This window comes from Pseudomonas sp. 21 (assembly GCF_000955805.1).
In the GTDB taxonomy this organism is placed as follows: Bacteria; Pseudomonadota; Gammaproteobacteria; order Pseudomonadales; family Pseudomonadaceae; genus Pseudomonas.
In genome coordinates this window covers 204,738-228,332 of the sequence record NZ_JYOA01000005.1, presented here as the reverse complement: position 1 = coordinate 228,332, position 23,595 = coordinate 204,738, and the positions used below count along the sequence as shown (strand labels likewise).

15 protein-coding genes and 1 pseudogene are annotated in these 23,595 nt (G+C 65.6%); 6 read left to right on the top strand and 10 right to left on the bottom strand.

What is annotated here, in order from left to right; genetic code table 11:
* Positions 1-369: 369 nt before the first annotated feature.
* Together UB43_RS13815 and UB43_RS13810 are read left to right on the top strand one after the other, a co-directional pair.
* Positions 370-1,386, top strand: a complete 1,017-nt coding sequence (locus UB43_RS13815; RefSeq protein WP_373420693.1) for a WD40/YVTN/BNR-like repeat-containing protein — start codon at positions 370-372, stop codon at positions 1,384-1,386.
* A 14-nt stretch (positions 1,387-1,400) separates the two neighbouring features.
* Positions 1,401-3,782, top strand: coding sequence for an RND family transporter (locus tag UB43_RS13810; RefSeq protein WP_045211824.1), 2,382 nt, complete (start codon positions 1,401-1,403; stop codon positions 3,780-3,782).
* Positions 3,783-3,954: 172 nt separating this feature from the next.
* Here the strand turns inward: UB43_RS13810 and UB43_RS13805 are convergent, their stop codons facing one another.
* A complete protein-coding gene (locus tag UB43_RS13805; protein ID WP_177329797.1) occupies positions 3,955-4,761 on the bottom strand; it encodes a cyclase family protein in 807 nt (268 codons plus the stop codon).
* 114 nt (positions 4,762-4,875) lie between these two features.
* Here UB43_RS13805 and UB43_RS13800 point away from each other — a divergent pair, with 114 nt between their 5' ends.
* Positions 4,876-5,292, top strand: a complete 417-nt coding sequence (locus tag UB43_RS13800; RefSeq protein WP_045211821.1) for a carboxymuconolactone decarboxylase family protein — start codon at positions 4,876-4,878, stop codon at positions 5,290-5,292.
* A gap of 228 nt (positions 5,293-5,520) precedes the next feature.
* Here UB43_RS13800 and UB43_RS13795 read toward each other — a convergent pair whose 3' ends face one another.
* From UB43_RS13795 to UB43_RS13760, 8 genes are all read right to left on the bottom strand, one after another.
* Positions 5,521-6,621 (bottom strand): alpha/beta hydrolase fold domain-containing protein, encoded by a 1,101-nt coding sequence (locus tag UB43_RS13795; RefSeq protein ID WP_045211819.1) that lies wholly within the window; start codon positions 6,619-6,621, stop codon positions 5,521-5,523.
* 37 nt (positions 6,622-6,658) lie between these two features.
* Complete coding sequence (locus tag UB43_RS13790; protein WP_045211816.1) at positions 6,659-8,305, bottom strand: BatD family protein; 1,647 nt, start codon at positions 8,303-8,305, stop codon at positions 6,659-6,661.
* Positions 8,302-10,062: a VWA domain-containing protein gene (locus UB43_RS13785; RefSeq protein WP_045211814.1), complete on the bottom strand. Its 1,761-nt coding sequence runs from the start codon at positions 10,060-10,062 to the stop codon at positions 8,302-8,304. Before UB43_RS13785 ends, UB43_RS13790 begins: the two co-directional genes overlap by 4 nt.
* Positions 10,059-11,093 (bottom strand): VWA domain-containing protein, encoded by a 1,035-nt coding sequence (locus tag UB43_RS13780; protein WP_045211812.1) that lies wholly within the window; start codon positions 11,091-11,093, stop codon positions 10,059-10,061. The genes UB43_RS13785 and UB43_RS13780 overlap by 4 nt, the downstream gene beginning before the upstream one ends.
* Positions 11,086-11,583, bottom strand: coding sequence for a DUF4381 domain-containing protein (locus tag UB43_RS13775; protein ID WP_045211809.1), 498 nt, complete (start codon positions 11,581-11,583; stop codon positions 11,086-11,088). Before UB43_RS13775 ends, UB43_RS13780 begins: the two co-directional genes overlap by 8 nt.
* Positions 11,580-12,524: a DUF58 domain-containing protein gene (locus UB43_RS13770; RefSeq protein ID WP_045211806.1), complete on the bottom strand. Its 945-nt coding sequence runs from the start codon at positions 12,522-12,524 to the stop codon at positions 11,580-11,582. The genes UB43_RS13775 and UB43_RS13770 overlap by 4 nt, the downstream gene beginning before the upstream one ends.
* Position 12,525: 1 nt before the next feature.
* Positions 12,526-13,485: a MoxR family ATPase gene (locus tag UB43_RS13765; protein ID WP_045211803.1), complete on the bottom strand. Its 960-nt coding sequence runs from the start codon at positions 13,483-13,485 to the stop codon at positions 12,526-12,528.
* Positions 13,486-13,546: 61 nt separating this feature from the next.
* Positions 13,547-14,419: a DUF1353 domain-containing protein gene (locus tag UB43_RS13760; protein WP_045211801.1), complete on the bottom strand. Its 873-nt coding sequence runs from the start codon at positions 14,417-14,419 to the stop codon at positions 13,547-13,549.
* A 273-nt stretch (positions 14,420-14,692) separates the two neighbouring features.
* On the opposite strand from UB43_RS13760, the gene UB43_RS13755 reads away from it, so the two are divergent.
* On the top strand, positions 14,693-15,988 hold the full coding sequence (locus UB43_RS13755; RefSeq protein WP_045211798.1) for an Ig-like domain-containing protein: 1,296 nt from the start codon (positions 14,693-14,695) through the stop codon (positions 15,986-15,988).
* An 89-nt stretch (positions 15,989-16,077) separates the two neighbouring features.
* The gene (locus UB43_RS13750) at positions 16,078-16,842 is read left to right on the top strand and encodes an OmpA family protein (RefSeq protein ID WP_052969545.1); all 765 of its coding nucleotides are present in this window, start codon (positions 16,078-16,080) and stop codon (positions 16,840-16,842) included.
* 700 nt (positions 16,843-17,542) lie between these two features.
* Here the strand turns inward: UB43_RS13750 and UB43_RS13745 are convergent.
* Positions 17,543-17,881, bottom strand: a pseudogene (locus UB43_RS13745) (helix-turn-helix domain-containing protein); the annotation flags it as partial.
* 641 nt (positions 17,882-18,522) lie between these two features.
* Between UB43_RS13745 and UB43_RS13740 the strand changes: the two are divergent.
* The gene (locus tag UB43_RS13740; RefSeq protein ID WP_045211793.1) at positions 18,523-23,391 is read left to right on the top strand and encodes an NAD-glutamate dehydrogenase; all 4,869 of its coding nucleotides are present in this window, start codon (positions 18,523-18,525) and stop codon (positions 23,389-23,391) included.
* Positions 23,392-23,595: the final 204 nt, after the last annotated feature.

The following is a 23,595-nucleotide window of genomic DNA, read 5'->3' as shown; positions in this document are numbered from 1 at the left end:
TGGCCCGCTCCTACAGGGAGCTATCGACCCACGCTGGCCGCACCCCCTCGAGAAGCCCCGCTCTGGCGGGGCTTTTTTTTGCCTGGGCGACAGTGCGAAAGGGCAAAAGTGTTACCGCTCCACCCGCTGGAAGCCGCCACCCGCGCGCCTTTCGGGCGAGATGGCGGAATGCACTCATCCTTTCGAGTGAGGCGGCCAGGGCTTAACAAAAGATAACGTGCCGTTAATTGTCAGCCTCGGAAAAGGCTGGCTATATAGCTCCAAACTACATACCGCCTGCATAAGAAAAAGAGGTAAAGGCATATGCGTGAGCCCCTGTGGCGCACTTCGAGCGAGCAGCCCGTATCGGGAGTGCGAAGCTCCTTCCCGATGTCGCGCAAGACAGTTTCCCTGCTCGGCGCGTTTTCCTTCCTGATGATGTCCCTGGCTCCGCTGCATGCCGTTGCCGCAACGGACGCCGCCAGTGATTCCAACTCGATCATGTCCGCCAAGGCCTCCAGCAGCCTGCTGCTGAGCATCGCCCATGCCGGCAAGCGGCTGGTCGCGGTGGGGGACCACGGGCACATCCTCTATTCCGACGATGCAGGCAAGAGCTGGACCCAGGCCACCGTGCCGACCCGCCAGCTGCTGACCGCGGTGTTCTTCGTCAACGACAAGAAGGGCTGGGCCGTCGGCCATGACGCCCAGGTCCTGGCCACCACCGATGGCGGCACCACCTGGGTGCGCCAGTTCGAAGACCTCAAGCGCGAAGCGCCGCTGCTGGACATCTGGTTCCAGGACGAGAACCACGGTGTGGCCGTGGGCGCCTATGGCGCGCTGCTGGAAACCACCGACGGCGGCAAGAGCTGGGAAGACGTCAGCGATCGCCTGGACAACGAAGACCAGTTCCACCTCAACGCCATCACGGCGGTGAAGGATTCCGGCCTGTTCGTGGTCGGCGAGGCGGGCAGCATGTTCCGCTCCAAGGACTGGGGCGAGACCTGGGAAAAGCTCCAGGGCCCTTATGAAGGCTCGCTGTTCGGCGCCACCGGTACCACCCACGCCGGCACCGTCCTGGCCTATGGCCTGCGCGGCCACCTGTTCCGCTCCACCGATTTCGGCGACACCTGGCAGCAGGTCAGCCTGCCCACCGCCAATGGCGGCGAGCTGGAGTTCGGTCTCTCCGAAGGCAGCCTGCTGGATGACGGCACCATCGTCGTCGTCGGCCATGGCGGCAGCGTACTGGAGAGCAAGGACGACGGCGTCAGCTTCAGTGTCGTCAACCGTCCGGACCGCCTGTCCCTCGCGGGCGTGAGCGCGGCCGGCAATGGCAACCTGGTGCTGGTCGGCCAGGGCGGTATCCACCTGGCTTCGGCGACCGGCGCCGAGCTGACAGAACAACAATAAGCCGGGGAGCCGCAATGAACGCTCTGAACAAGCATCAACAGGACAAGGCGACTTTCCTGGAACGCATCATCTTCACCCACCGGCCGTTCGTGATCATCGCGTGCCTGCTGGTGACCGTCTTCCTCGCCTGGTCGGCCACGCAAGTGCGCCCCTCCACCAGCTTCGAGAAGATGATCCCGCTGCAGCACCCGTTCATCCAGAACATGCTGGAGCACCGCAACGACCTGGCCAACCTCGGCAACACCGTGCGCATCTCGGTGGAAGCGGTGAACGGCGACATCTTCACCAAGGAATACATGGAGACGCTGCGGCAGATCCATGACGAGGTCTTCTACATCCCCGGCGTCGACCGCTCCGGCATGAAGTCGCTGTGGAGCCCGAGCGTACGCTGGACCGAAGTGACCGAGGAAGGCTTCGCCGGCGGCGAGGTCATCCCGCAGACCTACGACGGTTCCGCCAAGGCCCTGGACCTGCTGCGCAACAACGTGCTCAAGTCCGGCCAGATCGGCCGCCTGGTGGCCAACAACTTCAAGTCGAGCATCGTCGACGTGCCGCTGCTGGAGGTCTACCCGGACCCGAAGGACCAGGGCAAGCTGATGAAGCTGGACTACCGCCAGTTCTCCCATGAACTGGAAGAGAAGATCCGCGACAAGTACCAGCTGCAGAACCCCAATGTGAAGATCCACATCACCGGCTTCGCCAAGAAGGTCGGTGACCTGATCGACGGCCTGCTGATGGTGGTCGGCTTCTTCGGCATCTGCTTCGTCATCACCCTGGTGCTGCTGCTGTGGTTCACCAAGTGCGTGCGCTCCACCATCGCCGTGCTGTCCACCACGCTGGTGGCGGTGATCTGGCAACTGGGCCTGCTGCACATCATCGGCTTCGGGCTGGACCCGTACTCGATGCTGGTGCCGTTCCTGATCTTCGCCATCGGTATTTCCCACGGCGTGCAGAAGATCAACGGTATCGCCCTGCAGTCCAGTGACGCGGAAACCCCGCTGCTGGCCGCCCGCCGCACCTTCCGCCAGCTGTTCCTGCCGGGCATGATCGCCATCCTCGCGGACGCTGTGGGCTTCATCACCCTGCTGGTGATCGACATCGGCGTGATCCGCGAGCTGGCCATCGGCGCCTCCATCGGCGTGGCGGTGATCGTGTTCACCAACCTGATCCTGCTGCCGGTCGCCATCTCCTACATCGGCATCAGCAAGAAGGCGGTGCAGCGCAGCAAGGAAGACGCCGTGCGCGACCATCCCTTCTGGCGTGCGCTGTCCAACTTCGCCAGCCCGTCCGTGGCGCCGATCTCCGTGGTCATCGCCCTGGCGATGTTCGCCGGCGGCATGTGGCAGGGCCATCACCTGAAGATCGGCGACCTCGACCAGGGCGCGCCGGAGCTGCGTCCGGACTCGCGCTACAACCTGGACAACGACTTCATCATCCGCAACTACTCGACCAGCTCCGACGTGCTGGTGGTGATGGTGGCGTCCGAGGCCGAAGGCTGCTCCACCCACAAGACCCTGTCCGCCATCGACGAGCTGGCCTGGCGCCTGGAGAACACCCAGGGCGTGCAGTCGGCCATCTCCCTGGTCACCGTCTCCAAGCAGATGATCAAGGGCATGAACGAAGGCAACCTGAAGTGGGAGTCGCTGTCGCGCAACCAGGACGTGCTGAACAACTCCATCAGCCGCGCCGAAGGCCTGTTCAACAGCAACTGCTCGCTGGCGCCCCTGCTGGTGTTCCTCAACGACCACAAGGCCGAGACTCTCGACCGCGCCGTGGCCGTCGTGCAGGACTTCGCCAAGGCCAACGAGAAGGACGACCTGAAGTTCAAGCTCGCCGCCGGTAACGCCGGTATCGAGGCCGCCACCAACGACGTGATCAAGCACTCGGAGCTGACCATCCTGATCCTGGTGTACATCTGCGTAGCGCTGATGTGCCTGATCACCTTCCGCTCCCTCGCCGCGACCCTGTGCATCGTGCTGCCGCTGATCCTCACCTCGGTGCTGGGCAACGCGCTGATGGCGACCCTGGGCATCGGCGTGAAGGTGGCGACCCTGCCGGTGATCGCGCTGGGCGTGGGTATCGGCGTGGACTACGGCATCTACATCTACACCCGCCTGGAGTCCTTCCTGCGCCAGGGCCTGTCCCTGCAGGAGGCCTACTACGAGACGTTGAAGTCCACCGGTAAAGCCGTGCTGTTCACCGGCCTGTGCCTGGCCATCGGTGTCGCCACCTGGATCTTCTCGGCGATCAAGTTCCAGGCCGACATGGGCCTGATGCTGACCTTCATGCTCCTCTGGAACATGTTCGGCGCGCTGTGGCTGCTGCCGGCGCTGGCACGCTTCCTGATCAACCCGGAGAAGGTGCGTCAGAAGAAGGCTTCGATCCTGGTTCACTGATCGACGCTCGAGCCATAAAAAACGCGGCCCTCGGGCCGCGTTTTTTTATGGCTTCCGGATCGTGCTCTGAGTCGCGATTGGTTTCGCTCCGCTCGGGTTCAGGCTGCGATCTTCCTGTAGGAGCGGGCCACGCCCGCGATCGCGCGCATGGCGCGCTCCTACAGTTGCTGCATCACGGCAGGATGGCGAACACCCGCGCCGGGAAGCCCGTGCCCTCGGCGATCTTCGGGAAACTCACCACCGCCAGCGCGCCGGCTTCGGGCACCTTGTCGAGGTTGGCGAGCAGTTCGATCTGGTAGTGGTTGGTGCCCAGGATGTATGACTCCAGCGAATAGTCGTCCTTGCTGGTGGCGATGCCGGGATCGGTATCCGTGGTCTCGTGGCCGGAGGCGGTGATCTTGCGCGTCTCGTAGAGGTACACCAGCGCCTCCTTGCTCCAGCCCGGGTAATGCGCGACACCCTTGGCGTCCTGGTTCTGCATCTTCGCCTGGTCCGGCCAGCGCTGGGACCAGTCGGTGCGCAGCGCCGCGAAGGAGCCTTGCGGTACAGGACCATGCTTGGCTTCCCAGGCCTTCACATCGGCCAGGGTCAGCACGTAGTCGGGGTTCTTCGCCACCTGCTCGTGGATATCGAACACCACCAGCGGCAGGAACTGCTCCTTCACGTCGAGTTGATCGACGCTGCGCAGGCCCTTGTGGAAGTGCACCGGCGGATCGACGTGGGTGCCCCACTGGCCAACGTGGCTGTACAGCTCCACCTGGAAACCGTCCTTGTCCACGGTGTAGAGCGTCTTGCGGCCCATGGGCTCGAAGCCTTTCCAGTGCGGTGTATTGCTGTCGAACGCGTGGGTCAGGTCGACCCACTCGTGCTGCCTGAGGCTGGCGTAGGTGTCCCACAGGCCCGGCTGGGCGGCCTGGGCCGACGAGGCGAGAAGCGGTAGCAGGGCGGCGGCGAAGAGCAGGGCGGGGCGGCGTTGCATGGGTCTGATTCCTTGACGGGGATGGGAGAGAACGCCTTATCTTTCTCCATCGCTTGTCCAATCATCCAATTCTGAATTCTGCTTTTCTTATTCCAAAACTTATAGGGAGCAATCATGTCCTTTCAACTGATCGAGTACGCCGACGCCAGCCCCGAAGTCCGTGCCGTCTACGACGACATCATGGCGACCCGCAAGATCGACTGGGTGAACAACTTCTGGAAGGCGCTGGCCAATCATCCACAAACCCTCAAGCGCACCTGGGAAAGCCTCAAGGAAGTGATGGGGCCGGGGCAACTGGACCCGCTGGTGAAGGAGCTGATCTACGTTGCCGTCAGCGTCACCAACAACTGCAACTACTGCATCGGCTCACACGGTGCGGCGGCGCGCAAGGCGGGGATGGACGACGCCATGCTCGGCGAGCTGATGGCCGTGGTGGCCATGGCCAACGAGACCAACCGCCTCGCCATCGGCTACCAGGTGCCGCTGGACGATGTGTTCAAGGGGGCGGTGATGGAGAGCAGCGGCAGCTGAGCCGGTTTCGGGTTCGGGTTCGGGTTCGGAGCTGCTGGGGGCTATCGCGGACGGAGTCCGCTCCCACGAGATGCTTCTGCTCACCCTAACCCTCTCCTTCCGGGAGAGGGCTGGGGTGAGGGGAAAGTATCGGCACGGATTCACCGGAAGAAGGCAGTTGCTCCTACGCTATTTCATGCCCCGTAGGAGCGGACTCCGTCCGCGATGGTTTTCGCCCCGCTCGAACCATCAGGGGCTGGACGGGGACAACCGCTGCATCGCCTTCACCGGCGTGCCATCGCTCCAGCGCCCCATGGACAGCTGCGCCGGCCCGCCGCCCAGCGCGTAATCGCGGTCCTGGCCGTAGAAGGCCGCATCGCACAGTGCATCGAACAGCTTCCACGGCCCGAACCAGTCCATCGCGTCGGTCGCCAGGGCGTTGTGGGCCGAGGGTTGCCCTTGTTTCAGACGCTGCTTCACACGCTCCTGCACGCGGTTGAGCAGCCAGCTGGAAGAGTCGCTGGGCGGGTAGCGCGGATCGAAGCGCGGTGCGGTCGGCGCCGCATGGTTGGCCAGCAGCGGCGGGCTGCCGTGGCGGTCGCTGCGCAGCAGGAGCAGGTCCTTGTCGTGAGGCGCGACCTCGGTGCTTTCCGAGTAGATGCGCCGCGCGTCATCACAGGCGACGCGTTCGTCCTCGTCGCCACAAACGGCCAGCAGCAGGGTGCCGGCGGGAATGTTCGCCAGTGGCTCCAGAGGCACCTGCCGCCAGCGCGGGCCGCTGCTCTTGCCTGGCTCGACCGCCATCAGTGCGCGAGGCCTCGGTACACCCAGCCGTTGCCAGGAGGCTGCCAAGCCGCTGGCGATCAGCCCGCCCGCCGAATGGCCGACATAGGCGACGTGCTCCAGCTCCGGCTTCACCCCCAGCTTGCCCGCCTGCAGATCGGCGAGGGCGCGGCGCACCGAGTCGGCTGCGTTGGGCAGGAACTCCGCCGCCGGCGTCTTCAGCGTCGCCTGGTAACGCGGGTAGATGAGGATGGCGCCACGCCGGACGATGTGCTCGATCCAGGCGCGGTAGAGGTCGGGCTGCATGACGCTCCAGCCGTGGGTGAAGACCACGACGGGGGCAGTGGACGGAGCAGGGCGGTCCGGGGTGAACACCCAGTATTCGTTGCCGTCAGCGGTGAAGTGCCACTGGCGCACGTCGGCGTGGGCGTAGTGCGAACCACCGGGGCCCTGCAGCGGCTGGGTTGGTGGCAGGACCTCAACAGCGCCCGACGGGGCTGCCTGGAGCAGGTTGCAGATCAGCAGCAGGCCGGCGGCCAGCGCCGGAATCAGCCGGTGGGCGGGCATGGAGGCACCTCAGGCGGGGTTGCCTCCAGCATAGCCGTCAGCGTGGATAGAGCGGCGGCAGGCTGCTGGCCTCCGGCGCCGGTGGTGCGTCCGGGTCGGCGCCCGGAAGGGTGCGGATGGCGCGCCAGAGGTCTTCGCCCTGCCAGTTGCGGCCGCCTTCGCTGTCGCTGTAGAGCGCGCCGTTGAGGCCATCCAGCGCGTCGGACAGCGGCACGAAGCGCGCCGCCATGTCGGCCAGGGTTTCCGGCTGCTGGCGGGCCCAGGCGTCCAGTGCCTGGCGAGTGGCGTGGGAGTCGTTGGCCTGGCAGGCGCGGCGCAGTTCATCGAGCAATGTGCGGGTGCTGGGACCGGCCTGCGCCACGCGGATCACCGCCGGCTGGCTACGGGCGCGCCACCACAGGCCGAAGCCGAGCAGGGTGGTCAGGCTGAGCACCGCACAGGCGAGCTGCCAGGGCCACAGCAGCGCGTCGCTGACCAGCGTTTCGCTGGGCGCGGCGGGTGGCTCGGCGTGTTCTTCCAGCTGTGCGTTGGCGGCGACCTGCAGCGTGCGCGCCGGCAGGCTGGTGCGCTCGACCCGGCGCTCCTGGGTATTCCACCAGACCACTTCCACCGGCGGCAGCTCGACCGGACCGGCCTTGTCGGCGATCAGCGCTTCGCGTTCCTCGCGGCTGCCGATCATGCCCTGGTCACTGCTTTCGTTGGCCAGCTGCGGCTGGTCCGGGTAATGGCGCAGGCCTTCGGGCAGGGTTATCGGCAGCGGCGGCAATTGGGCGCCGGACAGGCCATCCACGCGCAGCATGATGTTGCGGGTCAGCGATTCGCCGGCCTTGGCTTCCTCGGGCTGCGGGCTCCAGGTCTCGCTCAGGCTGAGCGAGCGTGCCGGCAGCCAGGGTGCGTCCTTCGGGTAATCCGCGGGCTTGGGGTCGATCTGCAACGGGATGCTCGGCGAGGTGACCAGCACCTGCTTGCCCGGCTGCGGGCCGAACGGGTTGTAGTCATCGTCGTTGCGGCGCTGGGCCACCTGGGTGGCCTTGAAGGTCTGGCCAGGGATCGTCAGGGTGCCGCTCTTCTGCGGGAAGATCGCGTAGCGCACTTCGATCACGCCGTGGCGAACGCCGTTGATGTCCTTCTCGTAGGTACGCGGCTCGCCCAGTTGCTCGACGCGGGCGTCGTTCATGCGCAGCGGGCTGAGGCTGCTGTCGTCGTACAGCGACACCGAGTGGTAGATGCGCAGGGTGAGGATGACCTGGGCCTGCACCCAGCTTTCCTCGCGGTCGACGCTGGCGTCGATGAACACCGGCGCGAGCTTCTGTCCCTCGGCGCTGTCCTCGGCCTTGAGCACATCGAGGCTGATCGGTTCGCTGGCGTTGCCGCCCAGGTGGATCGGCGGGATGTCCACCTTGCCTTCGCTGCGTGGCTGCAGGGTGATGATCCAGCGCGTGGTGGCCTGGGCCTTGCCGTTGAGCGTGGTGAGACGGTTGACCTGGCGGGTGCCCAGGACCACGAAGTGCTCGTCCAGCGGTTTCAGGTCGGGCTTGCCGAACAGCGTCGGGTCGTCGGACTCCAGCGTCAGCTCGACGCTCTCGCCCTGGTTCAGGCGCGCGCGGTCGACGCTGGCGGTGAAGCTGGCCTCGGCGCGGAAGGCGGCGAGGCAGAGCAGGGTCAGGCAGATCAGCCTTTTCATGGGTTGGGTTCCTGGCGCTGCTGCTGTTGCTGGTACCAGAACTTGCGGCGCAACAGCTCGGACGGATCGTCGGGAATCTGCCGCAGCCACTGTTCCAGGGCCTGACGGCGCTCGTCTCCCAGTGGACCGGCATCTTCCGGGTTGGTTTCCTGTTCTTCGCGGGCGTCTTCGCCGGGCTTGTCGCGCTGGCTGGAGGAGGGGCGATCGGCTTCCTGCGAAGGGTTCTTCGCTGCCGGTGCCGGCTGCGAGTCGCGTTCGCTGGAATGTTCTTCCTCTTGCTGCGAGTCCTGCGGCTTGGCGGCCTGAGGATCGCTGCTCTGGGCGGGTTCCTGGTTCTGCTGCGGTGGCTGGTCGGTACCGTCGCCAGCGGGGTTCTCCTTTCGCTGGCGCAGCAGGTCTTCGAGCAGCGCCCTGTTGCGCTTGGCGACTTCCAGCTCGGGGTCGCGCTCCAGTGCCTGGTCGTAGGCATCGATGGCCGCTTCCAGTTCGTTCTGTCTGGCCAGGGCATTGCCGCGGTTGTAGTGATCGGCTGCCGCGTCGCCCTGGGCGAAGGCCTGGGCGGCGTCGACATAGTCGCCAGCGCGGTACAACGCCAGGCCCTTCCAGCGGAAGTCGTCGAAACGCTCGGCGGCTTCGGCGGGGCGCCCGGCATCGAGCAGGCGCTGGCCCTGCTGGTCCGGCCGCAGCCAGAGATCGTTCAGCTCGAAGGCATTGGCATCCTGCGGCGGGGCCCACAGCAGCGGCAGCAGCAGCGGCAGGCTGAACAACCAGCCGCGCCGGCCGGCGCAGGCGGCGAGCAGGAGCAGCGGCAGCAGCAGCCAGTAGCCCTGGTCGGCCCAGCGTTGCAGGCGCAGCAGGGCATCTTCTTCGCTCACCTGCAGGCCCTGGGTGCTGTCCAGCAGACCGAGGGAGCGCAGGTCGCTGCTGCTGGTGCGCAGGCGCTGGAAGCGTCCGCCCATGTCGGTGGCGAACACGCGCAGCGAGCTTTCGTCGAGGCGCGGCACCAGAATGTTGCCCTGCTCATCCTTGAGGAAGGTGCCGTCTTCCTGGGCGATGGGCGCGCCACCGGGGGTGCCGACGGCGAGCAGCAGCAGGTCCTTGCCCTTGCCTTTGAGTGCCTGGCGGATGCCCTGGCGCTCGCGGGCGTCCAGTGCGCTGGTGATCAGCAGGATGCGGCCGTTGCCCTCGGCGCCGTTGTCGAGCAGGCGGCGCGCCTGGGCCACGGCGAGGTCGGCGCGTTCGCCCGGCTCGGGCATGATCGACGGCTTGAGTGCGTCCAGCAGGTTGCGCGCGGTGCCCAGGTCGTTGGACAGCGGCACCAGCGTGTGGGCGCTGCCGGCGTAGACGACGATGGCGGTTTGCGCGTCGCTGCGGCTCTGCAGCAGGTCGAGCAGTTTGTGCCGGGCCTGTTCCAGGCGCGTTGGCTTGAGGTCGGTGGCGAGCATCTGCGGGGTGAGTTCCAGCACCACCACCAGCGGGTCGCTGCGCTCCATGGTCGGTTGCTCCACCTGCTCCCAGCTCGGGCCGAGCAGGGCGAGCACGGCCAGCAGCCAGGCGATGCCGAGGTAGATCCACGGGCGGCGCTCATGGCGGCCGCTGCCGCCGGACAGCAGCCACGGATGGAAGGCCGGGGGCAGCAGCAATTGCCAGCGGCCGGCGCGTCGTTCGCGGTGCCAGAGTTTCCACAGCAGCCAGCCGAGCGGCAGCAGCAGGATCAGCCAGAGCGGGTGCAGCAGGTGCGGCCAGAGGTGGTTCATGGCCGGCGCTCCTTCTGCAGGCGCGCCATCCAGGCCGGCCAGCGCCAGTCCTCGGGCGGCCACAGGGTGCCGACGACCAGCGCCGCGCTGATCAGCAGGGCCAGCAGCAGCGGCCAGCGGTACAGCGCGATGGCTGGGCGTGCCTGGGTCGGCTTCTGTTCCACCGGTTCGAGCTGGTCGAGGCTGTCGGAAATACGTTGCAGCTCCTCGCCGTTGCGCGCGCGGAAGTATTCGCCGCCAGTGCTTTCGGCGATGGCCCTGAGGGCCGGTTCGTCCAGGTCCAGCCCCGGATTGAGGCCGAACAGCCCGGCGACGCCGCCCTGCTTGGGATCGGCGCCGATGCCGATGGTGTAGACCTTCACCTGTTCTTCGGCGGCGAGCTTGGCGGCGGTCTGCGGGGAAATCTCGCCGGCGGTGTTGGCGCCGTCGGTGATCAGCACCAGCACGCGGCTCTCGGCCGGGCGCTGGCGCAGGCGCTTGACCGCCAGGCCGATGGCGTCGCCCAGGGCGGTGTCCTTGCCGGCGATGCCGATCAGCGCCTCGTCCAGCCAGATGCGCACGGTATGGCGGTCGAAGGTCAACGGCGCCTGCAGGTAGGCGCGGGTGCCGAACAGGATCAGCCCGACTCGGTCGCCCCGACGGCCTTCGATGAAGTCACCGAAGAGCTTCTTCACCAGGTCCAGACGGCTGACTTCCGCGCCATCCCAGGTCATGTCGGCGTAATCCATGGAGCCAGACACATCCACCGCTACCAGCAGGTCGCGCCCGGTGGCGGGGATCGGCAGTGGCTCGCCGACCCACTGCGGGCGTGCCGCGGCCAGCAGCAGGCAGAGCCAGAGCAGGGCGAAGGGCGCCTGCTGGCGCCAGGCCGGCAAGCGCGCACGGGCACGGCGGCCGGCGAGTCCTTCGAGTTCCTTGAGGAAGCTGACCTTGAGCGCCGCCTCGCCATTGTCGGCCGGCGGCAGGATGAAGCGCATCACCCAGGGCAGCGGGGCGAGCAGGAATATCCAGGGCCAGGCGAATTCAAACATGCTTGCGCACCCAGGTTTCCACGGAGGCGGCGAGGCCGTCGATGGCCTTGTCGTCCAGCTTGCACTCGGCGCGGTAGCCGCCTTCCACCAGGATCATCCAGCGGGTCAGGCCGGCGGCCGGGCAGCGGGTGTCGAGGAACGCCAGCCAGGCGCGACCGCTCAGGGTATGGCTGTGGCTTTCCGGCCAGCGGGCGCGCGACAGGCGCTTGAGCAGGCCATTGAGCGATTGCAGCCAGGGGCCGGCCGGTGCGCGGTCGTAGGGGCGCGGCAGGCGCTTGAGTTCGTCCAGCGCCGCTTCACGCAGCGGGTCCAGCGGAGCCTCAACGATGACCTTGGCCTTGCGTTTGGGCAGCCAGCGCTGGCGGTTGCGCCACAGCAGCCAGAGCAGCACCGGTACCAGCGCGGCGAGCAGCCACCAGCCCGGCGCCGGGGGCCACCAGGGCACTGCGGCCGGTTCAATCAGCGGTTGCAACTGGTCGAGGGCATTCATTTGGCGTATCCCGGCTGGTGCTGTTCCAGCAGGTTGCGCAATTGCTCCACCAGTTCTTCCTGGGTGGTCAGCGGCAGCAGTGGCACGCCCAGGCGCAGGGCGAGGCGTTGCCAGCGTTCGCGTCGCGCTTCGCCGAGGGCGCGGTAGGCGAGGCGTTGTTCATCGATATGGGTATCCAGTTCCAGCTGCGCCTGGCCCTCCGCGAATCTCAACAGACCGGCGGCGGGCAGGGCATGGTCGAGCGGGTCGGAGACCGGCAGCATCACCAGGTCGGTGTGCCGCGCCAGCAGGGACAATTGCTGCTCGGCCACGTCGCTGAGCGCGCGCTCGTCGCACATCACCATGATCAGGCTGCCGGGGCGCAGCACCTCGCGGGCGCGGCGCAGGGCCATGCCGAAACCGTCGCCGTGGTGGCTGAGGTTGGAGCCGGCGAGCAGGGCGTTGTTGGCGCGCACGATCAGGTTGAACAGCTGCAGCAGGCTCTGCTTGCTGCGGCGCGGCTTGATCTCGTGGCATTCGCTGTCGGTGAACACCAGCCCGCCGATGCGGTCGTTGTGCGCCAGCGCGGCCCAGCCGACGAAGGCCGCGGCACGGGCGGCGAGCACGGATTTGAACGATTGCCCGGAGCCGAAGAACATCCGCGCGCTCTGTTCCACCAGGACGTACACCGGGCGCTCGCGTTCTTCATGGAACAGCTTGGTGTGCGGCTCCTGGGTGCGCGCGGTGACGCGCCAGTCGATGGTGCGCACATCGTCGCCGGCCTGGTACACGCGCACCTGGTCGAAGTCCACGCCACGGCCGCGCAGGCGCGAGTGGTGCAGGCCGATCAGCGGGCTGCGCCGCGAGGGCGTGGAGAACAGCTGGACTTCGTGCAGGCGGTGGCGGATCTCGATCAGCTCGCCGAGGGAAACCGCGACGCCGGGCGCCAGAACATTGTGCATGTCAGGCGACGGCGACCACGTCGAGGATGCGCTGGACCACGCGGTCCTGGTCGATCCCGGCGGCTTCCGCCTCGAAGGTGAGGATCAGGCGGTGGCGCAACACATCGAAGAGCATCGCCTGGATGTCCTCGGGGCTGACGAAGTCGCGCCCGGCCAGCCAGGCATGGGCGCGTGCACAGCGGTCCAGGGCGATGGAGCCGCGCGGGCTGGCGCCGTAGGACAGCCATTCGGCCAGCTCGGCGTCGTACTTGGCCGGGGTGCGCGTGGCCATGATCAGCTGTACGAGGTATTCCTCCACGGCATCGGCCATGTACAGGCCGAGGATTTCGTGGCGGGCGGCGAAGATGGCTTCCTGGGTGACCCGGCGCTCGGGTTTTGTCTCGCCGTGCAGCGCCTCGCCACGGGCCTGCTGGAGGATGCGGCGTTCCACGGAGGCTTCCGGGTAGCCGATCTTCACGTGCATCAGGAAGCGGTCGAGCTGGGCCTCGGGCAGCGGGTAGGTGCCTTCCTGCTCGATGGGGTTCTGCGTCGCCATCACCAGGAACAGCGGCGGCAGGTCATAGGTACTGCGGCCCACGCTGACCTGGCGCTCGGCCATGGCTTCGAGCAGGGCCGACTGCACCTTGGCCGGCGCGCGGTTGATCTCGTCGGCCAGCACCAGGTGGTGGAAGATCGGCCCCTGCTGGAACACGAAGCTGCCGTTTTCCGGGCGGTAGATCTCGGTGCCGGTGATATCGGCCGGGAGCAGGTCGGGGGTGAACTGGATGCGGTGGAACTCGGCCTCCAGGCCTTCGGCCAGGTCCTTGATTGCCTTGGTCTTGGCCAGGCCCGGCGCGCCTTCCACCAGCAGGTGGCCGTCGGCGATCAGGGCGATGAGCAGCCGCTCGATGAGCTTTTCCTGGCCGAGGATCTGGCTGGAGAGATACTGGCGCAGTGCAAGGAGCGACTCACGATGTTCCATCGCGTGGATTTCCTGGACGAAGGGTGGGGCTGTCGGGCCGCCTACTTTACTGCATCGGCCGTCACTCTTGCAGCGCTGCGCTTCGAGCCTTGTGCGGCGCTAGTGGTTCCTGCGGCGCTTCGACACCGGGCGGGGGAGTCAGGCAGCGTAGCGAGGTATTGGGGTTGCGCTGATGGCGCATGTCGCGCGCACCACCGTGGACCACCGCGAAACGGTAGACCCAGGCCACCCCGCGTGGCATGCCGGCGCGCAGCAGCATGCGGTGGAACAGCTCGTCCGCCTCCGCCTTGGTCACCGGGGCGACGTTGAGGAACTGGTACAGCGCGTCGTGCACCAGGCTGGCGTGGTGCGCCACCGGCCAGAACATCACGCGCTCCTTCTGTTGGCCGTGGCGCAGGCACTGCACGCTTTCCAGGTGTTCCCACCAGTCCGGCGTGCCGAGCGTGGCAATCCAGAAGAACGGCACTTTCGGCGAACAACCGTCCCAGGCGTAGGTGCGGGTGCAGCCGAAGTCGTAGCCGACGGTGCCGGCGGCGAGGTCCACCCTGGCGGGGCCGGGGTTGATGATGATGCGGCCGTCGTGCACCACCAGCCATTCGCTGTAGAAGAAGCGGCCGTTGAACACCGGGTCCTCGCAGACCAGTGGGAAGTCGATGTAGTTGATCCATGGCCCGTTGCGGTCGCGGCTGCAGAAGCCCCAGTCGCGTACCGAACGCTCGCGCGCGGCTTCGACGCGGCGCAGGCGCTCGTCGCGGCCGATGAGGCGCGGCAGCAGTACGCCGAGATAGACCGGGACCGCGCCGATCAGCAGCGGCCGCACTGCCTCATCGAGGAACAGCCAGGCCAGTACCAGCAGCGCCACGCCCAGCAGGGTGACCAGCAGGTTGTCCAGGTGGCGCAGCAGCGGGCGGTGCAGGGGAGGGTGGCGTTGCATGGCATCCGTTCCAGGGTAGGAAATCCCATGGTAGCGCGTTGCCATGCCTTGCGGCAGTAAACCAGCTGTCAGCCCCGCTTCGGAGCAGACCCGTTTCGACAGCCTGGTCTTGGTTTTTCCGCTCAGGCCGCTGTCCCGGGATTCCTCTGAGCGAAGGGGCCTTCTCCTGGCAAGACAATTCAGACTCAGGACTCAGGGTTTTCATGCACCCCTCTCGATCTCGACAGACTTAGAGTTCGCGCCGTGTTCGAAAATCAACTTAAGGAGTTGAGCATGGCAACCGAAAAGGTTGGAATCATTGCCGTTACTGAAGATGCGGCCAAAAAGGTTGTCGTCAAGAACGGCGGCAAAATCAAAGCGCATGCAGGCACCAAATACCTGCTGCAGGTCGATATTGAAACCGTGGCTCCGGAAAACGTCACGGTCAAGCGGGTTACCGAAAGCCGCCACTACGACGTGGACACCACCCCGCCGGTCGCTCAGCTGAGCATCGACAAGGTGACCGGTGACGACATCGTCAACCTCGACGAATCCAAGGTCCCGCAGATCATCAGCGGCAAGGCCACCGGTGAGTTCCAGAAGGGCGATATCGTCAGTTTCACCCTCAATGGTCACGACTACAGCGCCGCAGTCGCCGCCGATGGCAAGTGGAGCGTCACCGTAGCCGGTGCGGACCTCGCCGCAGCAACCAACATCCACGCCACCCTGGTCGCCCATGACACCGCGGGCAACCCCACCGATGTCGTGATCGACCATGGCTACCAGGTCATCCTCACCCCGCCCCAGCCCTCGGTCTACATCGACCCGGTGGCCGGCGACGGCGTCATTAACCTGGCCGAATCCCAGGAGAACCAGGCCATCACCGGGGGTTCCTCGGGTGGCCGCGCGGGTGACGTCATCAGCATCGTCGTCAACGATGTGACCTACAGCACCACCATCGACGCCAACGGCAAGTGGAGCATCACCGTTCCGGGTTCGGAACTGGTGGCCGACACCGATCACCACATCGACGCGAGCTTCGTGGCGACCGACATCGCGGGCAACACCACCACCGTAACCGCAGGCCTGGACTATGACGTCGATCTGATCCCGCCGGTCGCGACCCTGGAAATCAACGTGGTCGCCGGCGACGACATCGTCAACGCCTCCGAAGCCAACACCAACCAGACCATCAGCGGCAAGGCCGGTGGTGAGTTCCTGGCCGGTGACCTGGTGACCTTCACCCTCAACGGCACCGACTACAGCGCCAAGGTGGCCGCCGATGGCACCTGGAGCGTACAAGTCTCGGGTACCGACCTGGCCAAGGGCAGTAGCATCGACGCCACCCTGGTCGCCCACGATGCGGCTGGCAACAGCAGCACCGCGACCGCCAACCACCCGTACACCGTCGACCTGTTGCCGCCGGTGGCGCAGTTGAGCATCGATCCGGTCACGGGTGACGACATTGTCAACCAGGCCGAATCCACCGTGCCGCAGGTCATTAGCGGTAAAGCCACGGGCGAGTTCCTGGCCGGCGACATCGTCAGCTTCAAGCTCAACGGCACCAGCTACAGCGCCGCCGTGGCCTGAGCGCCCTGGTTGCAGCCATCGGCTTCGCCTCGGCCGCCTTCGCACAAAACGATTCCATCTACGGCGAGTCCTACACCAAGGTCCAGTCGGTGATCGGCAGCCAAACCCAGATCGTCATGTACCGCGGCCTGGACAATGGCAAGGAAGCCGCCCACGTCTACATCGACGGCGAGCTGCAAAGCGCGCTGATGCCCGGCGGCTACACCGCCTTCTGCGTGCCGGCGGGCGAGCACTCGGTGGAGTCCTATATTGGCGACGCGCCGCTGTACACCGGCAAGCGCAACCCCCAGGCCTTCGCCAAGTTCAGTGGCGGCCAGACCTATGTGCTGGAAGCCCCGGTCGCCGCCGGCCAGAGCACCCCGATCGTGCACACCGGCAAGGACGCCGACCAGAGCCTGCAAGGCCTGCGCAAGCAGATCCACGTGATCAGCCGTGCGTCCTCTGTGACCCCGTGCCAGACCGTCACCAAGCTGAGCCTGCGCAGCGACGTGCTGTTCCACTTTGGCAAGGGCGGCTACAACGACCTGACCGGCGAAGGCCGTGCGGAACTGGACAGGGTTGTCCAGGAGATCAAGCAGGGCCAGGAGCAGATCAAGGGCATCGAAGTGGTCGGCCACGCCGACCCGATCGGTAAAGCCGCTGCCAACCAGCGCCTGTCGCAACAGCGCGCCGAAACCGTGCGCCGGGTACTGCTGGAGCAGGGCATCCAGAGTGAGCTGGTGCATGCTAGTGGCCGTGGCAGCTCCGAACCGATCGTGAACTGCGGTGTGACCCGCACTGCAGCGAACATCGCCTGTAACGCGCCGAACCGTCGCGTCGAGCTGGTGATCGGCAACGTACGTAACGACGGCTGAGGACAGCCACTACGACGGCGCCCGGCAGCATTGCCGGGCCGCCGTCAAACCCTCTGACTCACGCGGATGATCGTGCAGGACGAAGGCAGGGAAACGTGCCGTTGACTGCTCGAAAGCGCGAAATCCGTCAAAGATCAGCTTCACTGTTACTCTTATCAACCTTCAAGGTTGTTATGCGACCTTTAAGGTTGATTCAATGTCTTCAAAGTAAATCGCTGTTGGAGGCAACCTTTTGCCAGCCCATCAACCTTTCAAGGTTAGATGGCAACTTGAAAGGTTGTCTAAATAGCCGCTCAGCGGCGCCCGAGCGCGCCTTGCTAACCAGATGACCAGGTCGATGGTGCGAGATCCTCCCCGTCCCTGGAAAAGAGCAACCTGCCGGGCCCACCAACTTTCCCCCACCTCGGGAGAGTGGGTCTGGCGGGGGGCACGAGGCCTGCGCAATAGGGCCCGGGTCGACGACAGCGAGATCACTGCCGCGCCCGGGGTGGAGCAACCCGCCAGCCTCGCCAACTTTCCCACCTCGGGAGAACGCGACCAGCAGGGGGCATGCCCGACGCTCGTCAGGCAGTAAACATGAGCCGCTTCGCCCTCACGAATGAGGCGAGTTGATGCGGGGGTGGTTCATGGGCGTGGGCGGACGAGGGTCTTCGCCGACCGACCTGCCAGGTGGATCGAGAGCGGCTCCCTTGGCATCGGCCGAAAAGCGCATCACCAGCCGCTCCAGCACATCCATCACGAACTCGCGGTCGCGTGAGTTCAGCTGCGACAGCAAATCGTAGAGCTTGCGCGACTGATCCTCCGCGCGCGCACCGGATTCGGTCAGCAGGTCGGCCGTTTCACAGCCGAAGATGCTCGCCAGCTCCGCCAGCCGCCCTATGTTGGGCATCACCACGCCGCGCTCGATGCGTGACACGGCCTCGCTCCCGATGCCCAGCATTTCCGCCACCTGTTCCTGGTTCAACTCGCAGCGAACCCGGTGTCGAGCGATTGCCTGGCCCACACGCTCCGCAAGATGTTTCGATTCTTCTTTTGACATGGCAACCCTCCAGTTCCACCTGGATGGTTGAGCAACTCCCCGTTGGTATGAAGGACTTGGCAAATTGGCACTCCACTCTAAAGGTAGGAATTCTCCCTTTTAAGAGAAGCGGAAGTAGTTGCGAAGAATTTTCCCTACAGCGTGAAGGCGGTAACTTGTCCGACAAAAGGTTCTTTCGTACATGTAAATCCGAAGCAACTACGTCTTGGGTGGCTTGGTTTTTGCCCCGTGGCGTTTCAGGTCGGCCATTCCGACGACTTCGTAGGCAGCCGTTGGGAACTGGTGTTCCCGCAGTGAGCGGCGAGGAGGCAATGCTTTGGGTTGAATGGCGCGCCACACCGGTGTCTGCGGCGGCTTGAGTGGCTCGACTTATTTCGATGAGCAATAAGGCAGGGGCTTCTCGGGTGCGGAAGCGGCAGGAGCGTCAGGCGGCAGCGCGAGTGGCGAACCCTTGCTGAACGAATATGTCGCAGCTCCGTAAGCGCCCGCCGCTCGACTCCCGATAAGCTCGGCAGGATCGATGACCGCCCGGTCGAGGCTGTCAATCGAGGGTCACACTGCCCGACTATACCTGTGGCCCGACACAAGACGATATGCGTTCTACGCTCAATCCAATAATTCGAGCCCAGCGGAGTAACAACATGGCGTTCTTCACCGCAGCCAGCAAAGCCGACTTCCAGCAACAACTGAAAGCGGCCCTGGCGCAGCACGTCGACGACAAGGGTCTGCCACAAGTGGCCCTGTTCGCCGAGCAGTTCTTCGGTTTCATCTCCCTCGACGAATTGACCCAGCGCAGGTTGTCCGACCTGGTCGGCTGCACCTTGTCTTCCTGGCGCCTGTTGGAACGCTTCGACCCCGCCCAGCCTGAAGTGGCGGTATACAACCCCGATTACGAAAAGCACGGTTGGCAATCCACTCACACCGCCGTGCAGGTGCTGCACCCGGACCAGCCGTTCCTGGTCGACTCGGTGCGCATGGAGCTGAACCGCCGCGGCTACAGCATCCACACCCTGCAGACCAATGTGCTCAGCGTGCGCCGCAATGCCAAGGGCGAGCTGCTGGAAATCCTGCCGAAGAACAGCACCGGCAAGGACGTGCACCAGGAATCGCTGATGTACCTGGAGATCGACCGCGTCTCCCAGACCGGCGAACTGCGCACCCTGGAGAAGGCCCTGCTGGAAGTGCTCGGCGAAGTCCGCCTGGCGGTCGCCGACTTCCCGGCCATGCGCAGCAAGGCCGAGGAACTGCTGGCCTGGCTGGGCAAGTCCAAGGCCAAGGCTCGCGCGGAAGAGACCGCCGAAGTGCGCGCCTTCCTCGAATGGCTGCTGGACAACCACTTCACCTTCCTCGGCTATGAAGAGTTCACCGTGCAGGAGGAGGCCGATGGCGGCCACCTGGTATACGACGACAAGGCTTTCCTCGGCCTGACCAAGCTGCTGCGCGCCGGCCTGAACAAGGAAGACCTGCACATCGAGGACTACGCGGTGGCCTACCTGCGCGAGCCGGTGCTGCTGTCCTTCGCCAAGGCCTCGCAACCCAGCCGCGTACACCGCCCGGCCTACCCGGACTACGTATCGATCCGCGAGATCGACGCCAAGGGCAAGGTCGTCCGCGAGTTCCGCTTCCTCGGCCTGTACACCTCGGCGGTCTATGCCGAGAGCGTGTTCGACATCCCGTTCATCCGCGGCAAGGTTGCCGCCGTCCTGAAGAACTCCGGTTTCGACAGCAAGGCGCACCTGGGCAAGGAGCTGGCACAGATCCTCGAGGTGCTGCCGCGCGACGACCTGTTCCAGACCCCGGTGGACGAGCTGTACAACACCGCCATGTCCATCGTGCAGATCCAGGAACGCAACAAGATTCGCCTGTTCCTGCGCAAGGACCCTTACGGCCGCTTCGCCTACTGCCTGGCCTACGTGCCGCGCGACATCTATTCCACCGAAACGCGGATGAAAATCCAGCAGGTGCTGATGGAGCGCCTGAAGGCCAGCGATTGCGAGTTCTGGACCTTCTTCTCCGAATCCACCCTGGCCCGCGTGCAGTTCATCCTGCGCGTCGACCCGAAGAACCGCATCGACGTGGACGCCGCCCAGCTGGAGCAGGAAGCCATCCAGGCCTGCCGCTCCTGGCAGGACGACTACGCCGCGCTGGTGCTGGAGAACTTCGGCGAAGGGCAGGGCAACAACCTGCTGGAAGACTTCCCCAAAGGCTTCCCGGCCGGCTACCGCGAGCGCTTTGCCCCGCACTTTGCCGTGGTGGACCTGCAGCACCTGTCCAGCCTGGGCGACAACCGCCCGCTGGTGATGAGCTTCTACCAGCCGCTGGCCCAGGGTGAACAGCAGCTGCACTGCAAGCTGTATCACGCCGATACGCCTCTGGCGCTGTCGGATGTCTTGCCGATCCTGGAGAACCTCGGCCTGCGCGTGCTCGGCGAGTTCCCCTACCGCCTGCGCCACACCAACGGCCGCGAGTACTGGATTCATGACTTCGCGTTCACCTACGCCGAAGGCCTGGACGTCAACATCCAGGAGCTCAACGAGACCCTGCAGGACGCCTTCGTCCACATCGTCAACGGCGATGCCGAGAACGACGCCTTCAACCGCCTGGTGCTGACCGCCGGCCTGCCGTGGCGCGACGTGGCGCTGCTGCGCGCCTACGCCCGCTACCTCAAGCAGATCCGCCTGGGCTTTGACCTGGGCTACATCGCCAGCGCGCTGAACGCCCATGTGGACATCGCCCGCGAACTGGTGAGGCTGTTCAAGACCCGCTTCTACCTGGCCCGCAAACTCACCGCCGAGGACCTGGAAGACAAGCAGCAGAAGCTGGAGCAGGCGATTCTCGCGGCCCTGGACAACGTCCAGGTGCTCAACGAGGACCGCATCCTGCGGCGCTACCTCGACCTGATCAAGGCGACCCTGCGCACCAACTTCTACCAGCCGGACGCCACCGGGCAGAACAAGAGCTACTTCAGCTTCAAGTTCAACCCCAAGGCCATCCCGGAAATCCCGCGGCCGACGCCGAAGTTCGAAATCTTCGTCTACTGCCCGCGCGTGGAAGGCGTGCACCTGCGCTTCGGCGATGTGGCCCGTGGCGGCTTGCGCTGGTCTGACCGCGAGGAAGATTTCCGCACCGAAGTGCTGGGCCTGGTGAAGGCGCAGCAGGTGAAGAATGCGGTGATCGTACCGACCGGCGCCAAGGGCGGCTTCATCCCGCGCCGCCTGCCGGTCGGCGGCAGCCGCGATGAAATCCAGGCCGAGGCCATCGCCTGCTACCGCATTTTCATCTCCGGGCTGCTGGACATCACCGACAACATCAAGGAAGGCCAGATCGTGCCGCCGGCCAACGTGGTGCGCCACGACCTGGATGATCCCTACCTGGTGGTGGCGGCGGACAAGGGCACCGCGACCTTCTCCGACATCGCCAACGGCATCTCCGCCGACTACAACTTCTGGCTCGGCGACGCCTTCGCCTCCGGCGGCTCCGCCGGCTACGACCACAAGGGCATGGGCATCACCGCTCGCGGCGGCTGGGTCTCGGTGCAGCGTCACTTCCGCGAGCGCGGCATCGACGTGCAGAAGGACAACGTGACCGTCATCGGTATCGGCGACATGGCCGGCGACGTGTTCGGCAACGGCTTGCTGATGTCGGACAAGCTGCAGATGGTCGCGGCCTTCAACCACCTGCACATTTTCCTCGACCCCAACCCGGATGCGGCGGCGAGCTTCGCCGAGCGCCAGCGGCTGTTCAACCTGCCGCGTTCCAGCTGGGCTGACTACGATGCCTCGCTGATCTCCGCCGGCGGCGGCATCTTCCTGCGCAGCGCGAAGAGCATCACCCTGACCCCGGAAGTGCGAGCACGCTTCGACATCGACATCGACGCCGAGCGCCTGACCCCGACCGAGCTGATCCACGCGCTGCTCAAGGCGCCCGTGGACCTGCTGTGGAACGGCGGTATCGGCACCTATGTGAAGTCCAGCGATGAAACCCATGCGGACGTCGGCGACAAGGCCAACGACGGCCTGCGCGTGGACGGCCGCGATCTGCGGGTGAAAGTGGTGGGCGAGGGCGGCAACCTCGGCATGACGCAGTTGGCGCGGGTCGAGTTCGGCCTCAACGGCGGCGCGTGCAACACCGACTTCATCGACAACGCCGGTGGTGTGGACTGCTCCGACCACGAGGTGAACATTAAGATCCTGCTCAACGAGGTGGTGACTGCCGGCGACATGACCAGCAAGCAGCGCAACAAGCTGCTGGCGGAAATGACCGACCAGGTCTCCGACCTGGTGCTGGGCAACAACTACAAGCAGACCCAGGCGCTGTCCCTGGCCGAGCGTCGCGCCCGTGAACGCATCGCCGAGTACAAGCGCCTGATGAGCGACCTGGAAGGCCGCGGCAAGCTGGACCGCGCGCTGGAGTTCCTGCCCACTGACGAAGGCCTCGCCGAGCGCATCGCCGCCGGACAGGGCCTGACCCGCGCCGAACTGGCTGTGTTGATTTCCTACAGCAAGATCGATCTGAAGGAACAGCTGCTGGGCTCGCAGGTGCCGGACGACGACTACCTGACCCGCGACATGGAGACGGCCTTCCCGCAGACCCTGGTCGACACCTTCGGCCCGGCCATGCGCAAGCACCGCCTCAAGCGCGAGATCGTCAGCACGCAGATCGCCAACGACCTGATCAACCACATGGGCATCACCTTCGTGCAGCGCCTGAAGGAGTCCACTGGCATGACGCCGGCGAATGTGGCGGGTGCCTACGTGATCGTGCGTGATGTCTTCCATCTGCCGCACTGGTTCCGCCAGATCGAGGCGCTGGACTACCAGGTGCCGGCGGAAGTGCAACTGACCCTGATGGACGAACTGATGCGCCTGGGGCGTCGTGCTACCCGCTGGTTCCTGCGCAGCCGTCGCAATGAGCAGGATGCTGCCCGTGACGTCGGGCACTTCGGTCCGCGCATCGCTGCGCTGGGCCTGAAACTCAACGAACTGCTGGAAGGCCCGACGCGCGAGCTGTGGCAGGCACGCTACCAGGCTTACGTCGACGCTGGCGTGCCGGAGCTGCTGGCGCGCATGGTCGCCGGTACCAGTCACCTCTATACCCTGCTGCCGATCATCGAAGCGGCGGACGTTACCGGCCGCGACCCGGCCGACGTGGCGCGCGCCTACTTCGCCCTGGGCAGCGAGCTGGAATTGACCTGGTACCTGCAGCAGATCAGCTCCCTGCCGGTGGAGAACAACTGGCAGGCGCTGGCCCGCGAAGCCTTCCGCGACGACCTGGACTGGCAGCAGCGGGCGATCACCGTCTCCGTGCTGCAGATGCAGGACGGCCCGGCGGAGATCGACGCGCGCGTGGCGCTCTGGCTGGACCAGCACGCCCCGATGGTGGCCCGCTGGCGCGCCATGCTGGTTGAGCTGCGTGCCTCCACGAGCACCGACTACGCCATGTACGCCGTGGCCAACCGCGAGCTGCTCGACCTGGCGCAGAGCAACCAGCAGGGCTCCTGCCCGGTCTGATGCTCCACGCCTTTAAACCCTTTTGATGCTCCAGCCCCGCCCAGTGCGGGGCTTTTTTTTACCGTGATTGACAGGCCATCCAGCACGGAGACGGGGCGTGTTCGCGAGCAAGCTCGCTCCTGCCAAGAGCGCTGCTCAACTGGATTGTAGGAGCGAGCTTGCTCGCGAACAGTTCATAGGGCTACGGCTACGAATGGCTTCCAG

Coding starts and splice junctions, on each gene's coding strand:
- UB43_RS13740 (WP_045211793.1), top strand. CDS start 18,523: ATGGCGTTCTTCACCGCAGCCAGCAAAGCCGACTTCCAGCAACAACTG.
- UB43_RS13790 (WP_045211816.1), bottom strand. CDS start 8,305: ATGAAAAGGCTGATCTGCCTGACCCTGCTCTGCCTCGCCGCCTTCCGC.
- UB43_RS13770 (WP_045211806.1), bottom strand. CDS start 12,524: ATGCACAATGTTCTGGCGCCCGGCGTCGCGGTTTCCCTCGGCGAGCTG.
- UB43_RS13795 (WP_045211819.1), bottom strand. CDS start 6,621: ATGCCCGCCCACCGGCTGATTCCGGCGCTGGCCGCCGGCCTGCTGCTG.
- UB43_RS13815 (WP_373420693.1), top strand. CDS start 370: ATGTCGCGCAAGACAGTTTCCCTGCTCGGCGCGTTTTCCTTCCTGATG.
- UB43_RS13775 (WP_045211809.1), bottom strand. CDS start 11,583: ATGAATGCCCTCGACCAGTTGCAACCGCTGATTGAACCGGCCGCAGTG.
- UB43_RS13810 (WP_045211824.1), top strand. CDS start 1,401: ATGAACGCTCTGAACAAGCATCAACAGGACAAGGCGACTTTCCTGGAA.
- UB43_RS13760 (WP_045211801.1), bottom strand. CDS start 14,419: ATGCAACGCCACCCTCCCCTGCACCGCCCGCTGCTGCGCCACCTGGAC.
- UB43_RS13780 (WP_045211812.1), bottom strand. CDS start 11,093: ATGTTTGAATTCGCCTGGCCCTGGATATTCCTGCTCGCCCCGCTGCCC.
- UB43_RS13805 (WP_177329797.1), bottom strand. CDS start 4,761: ATGCAACGCCGCCCCGCCCTGCTCTTCGCCGCCGCCCTGCTACCGCTT.
- UB43_RS13785 (WP_045211814.1), bottom strand. CDS start 10,062: ATGAACCACCTCTGGCCGCACCTGCTGCACCCGCTCTGGCTGATCCTG.
- UB43_RS13765 (WP_045211803.1), bottom strand. CDS start 13,485: ATGGAACATCGTGAGTCGCTCCTTGCACTGCGCCAGTATCTCTCCAGC.
- UB43_RS13755 (WP_045211798.1), top strand. CDS start 14,693: ATGGCAACCGAAAAGGTTGGAATCATTGCCGTTACTGAAGATGCGGCC.
- UB43_RS13800 (WP_045211821.1), top strand. CDS start 4,876: ATGTCCTTTCAACTGATCGAGTACGCCGACGCCAGCCCCGAAGTCCGT.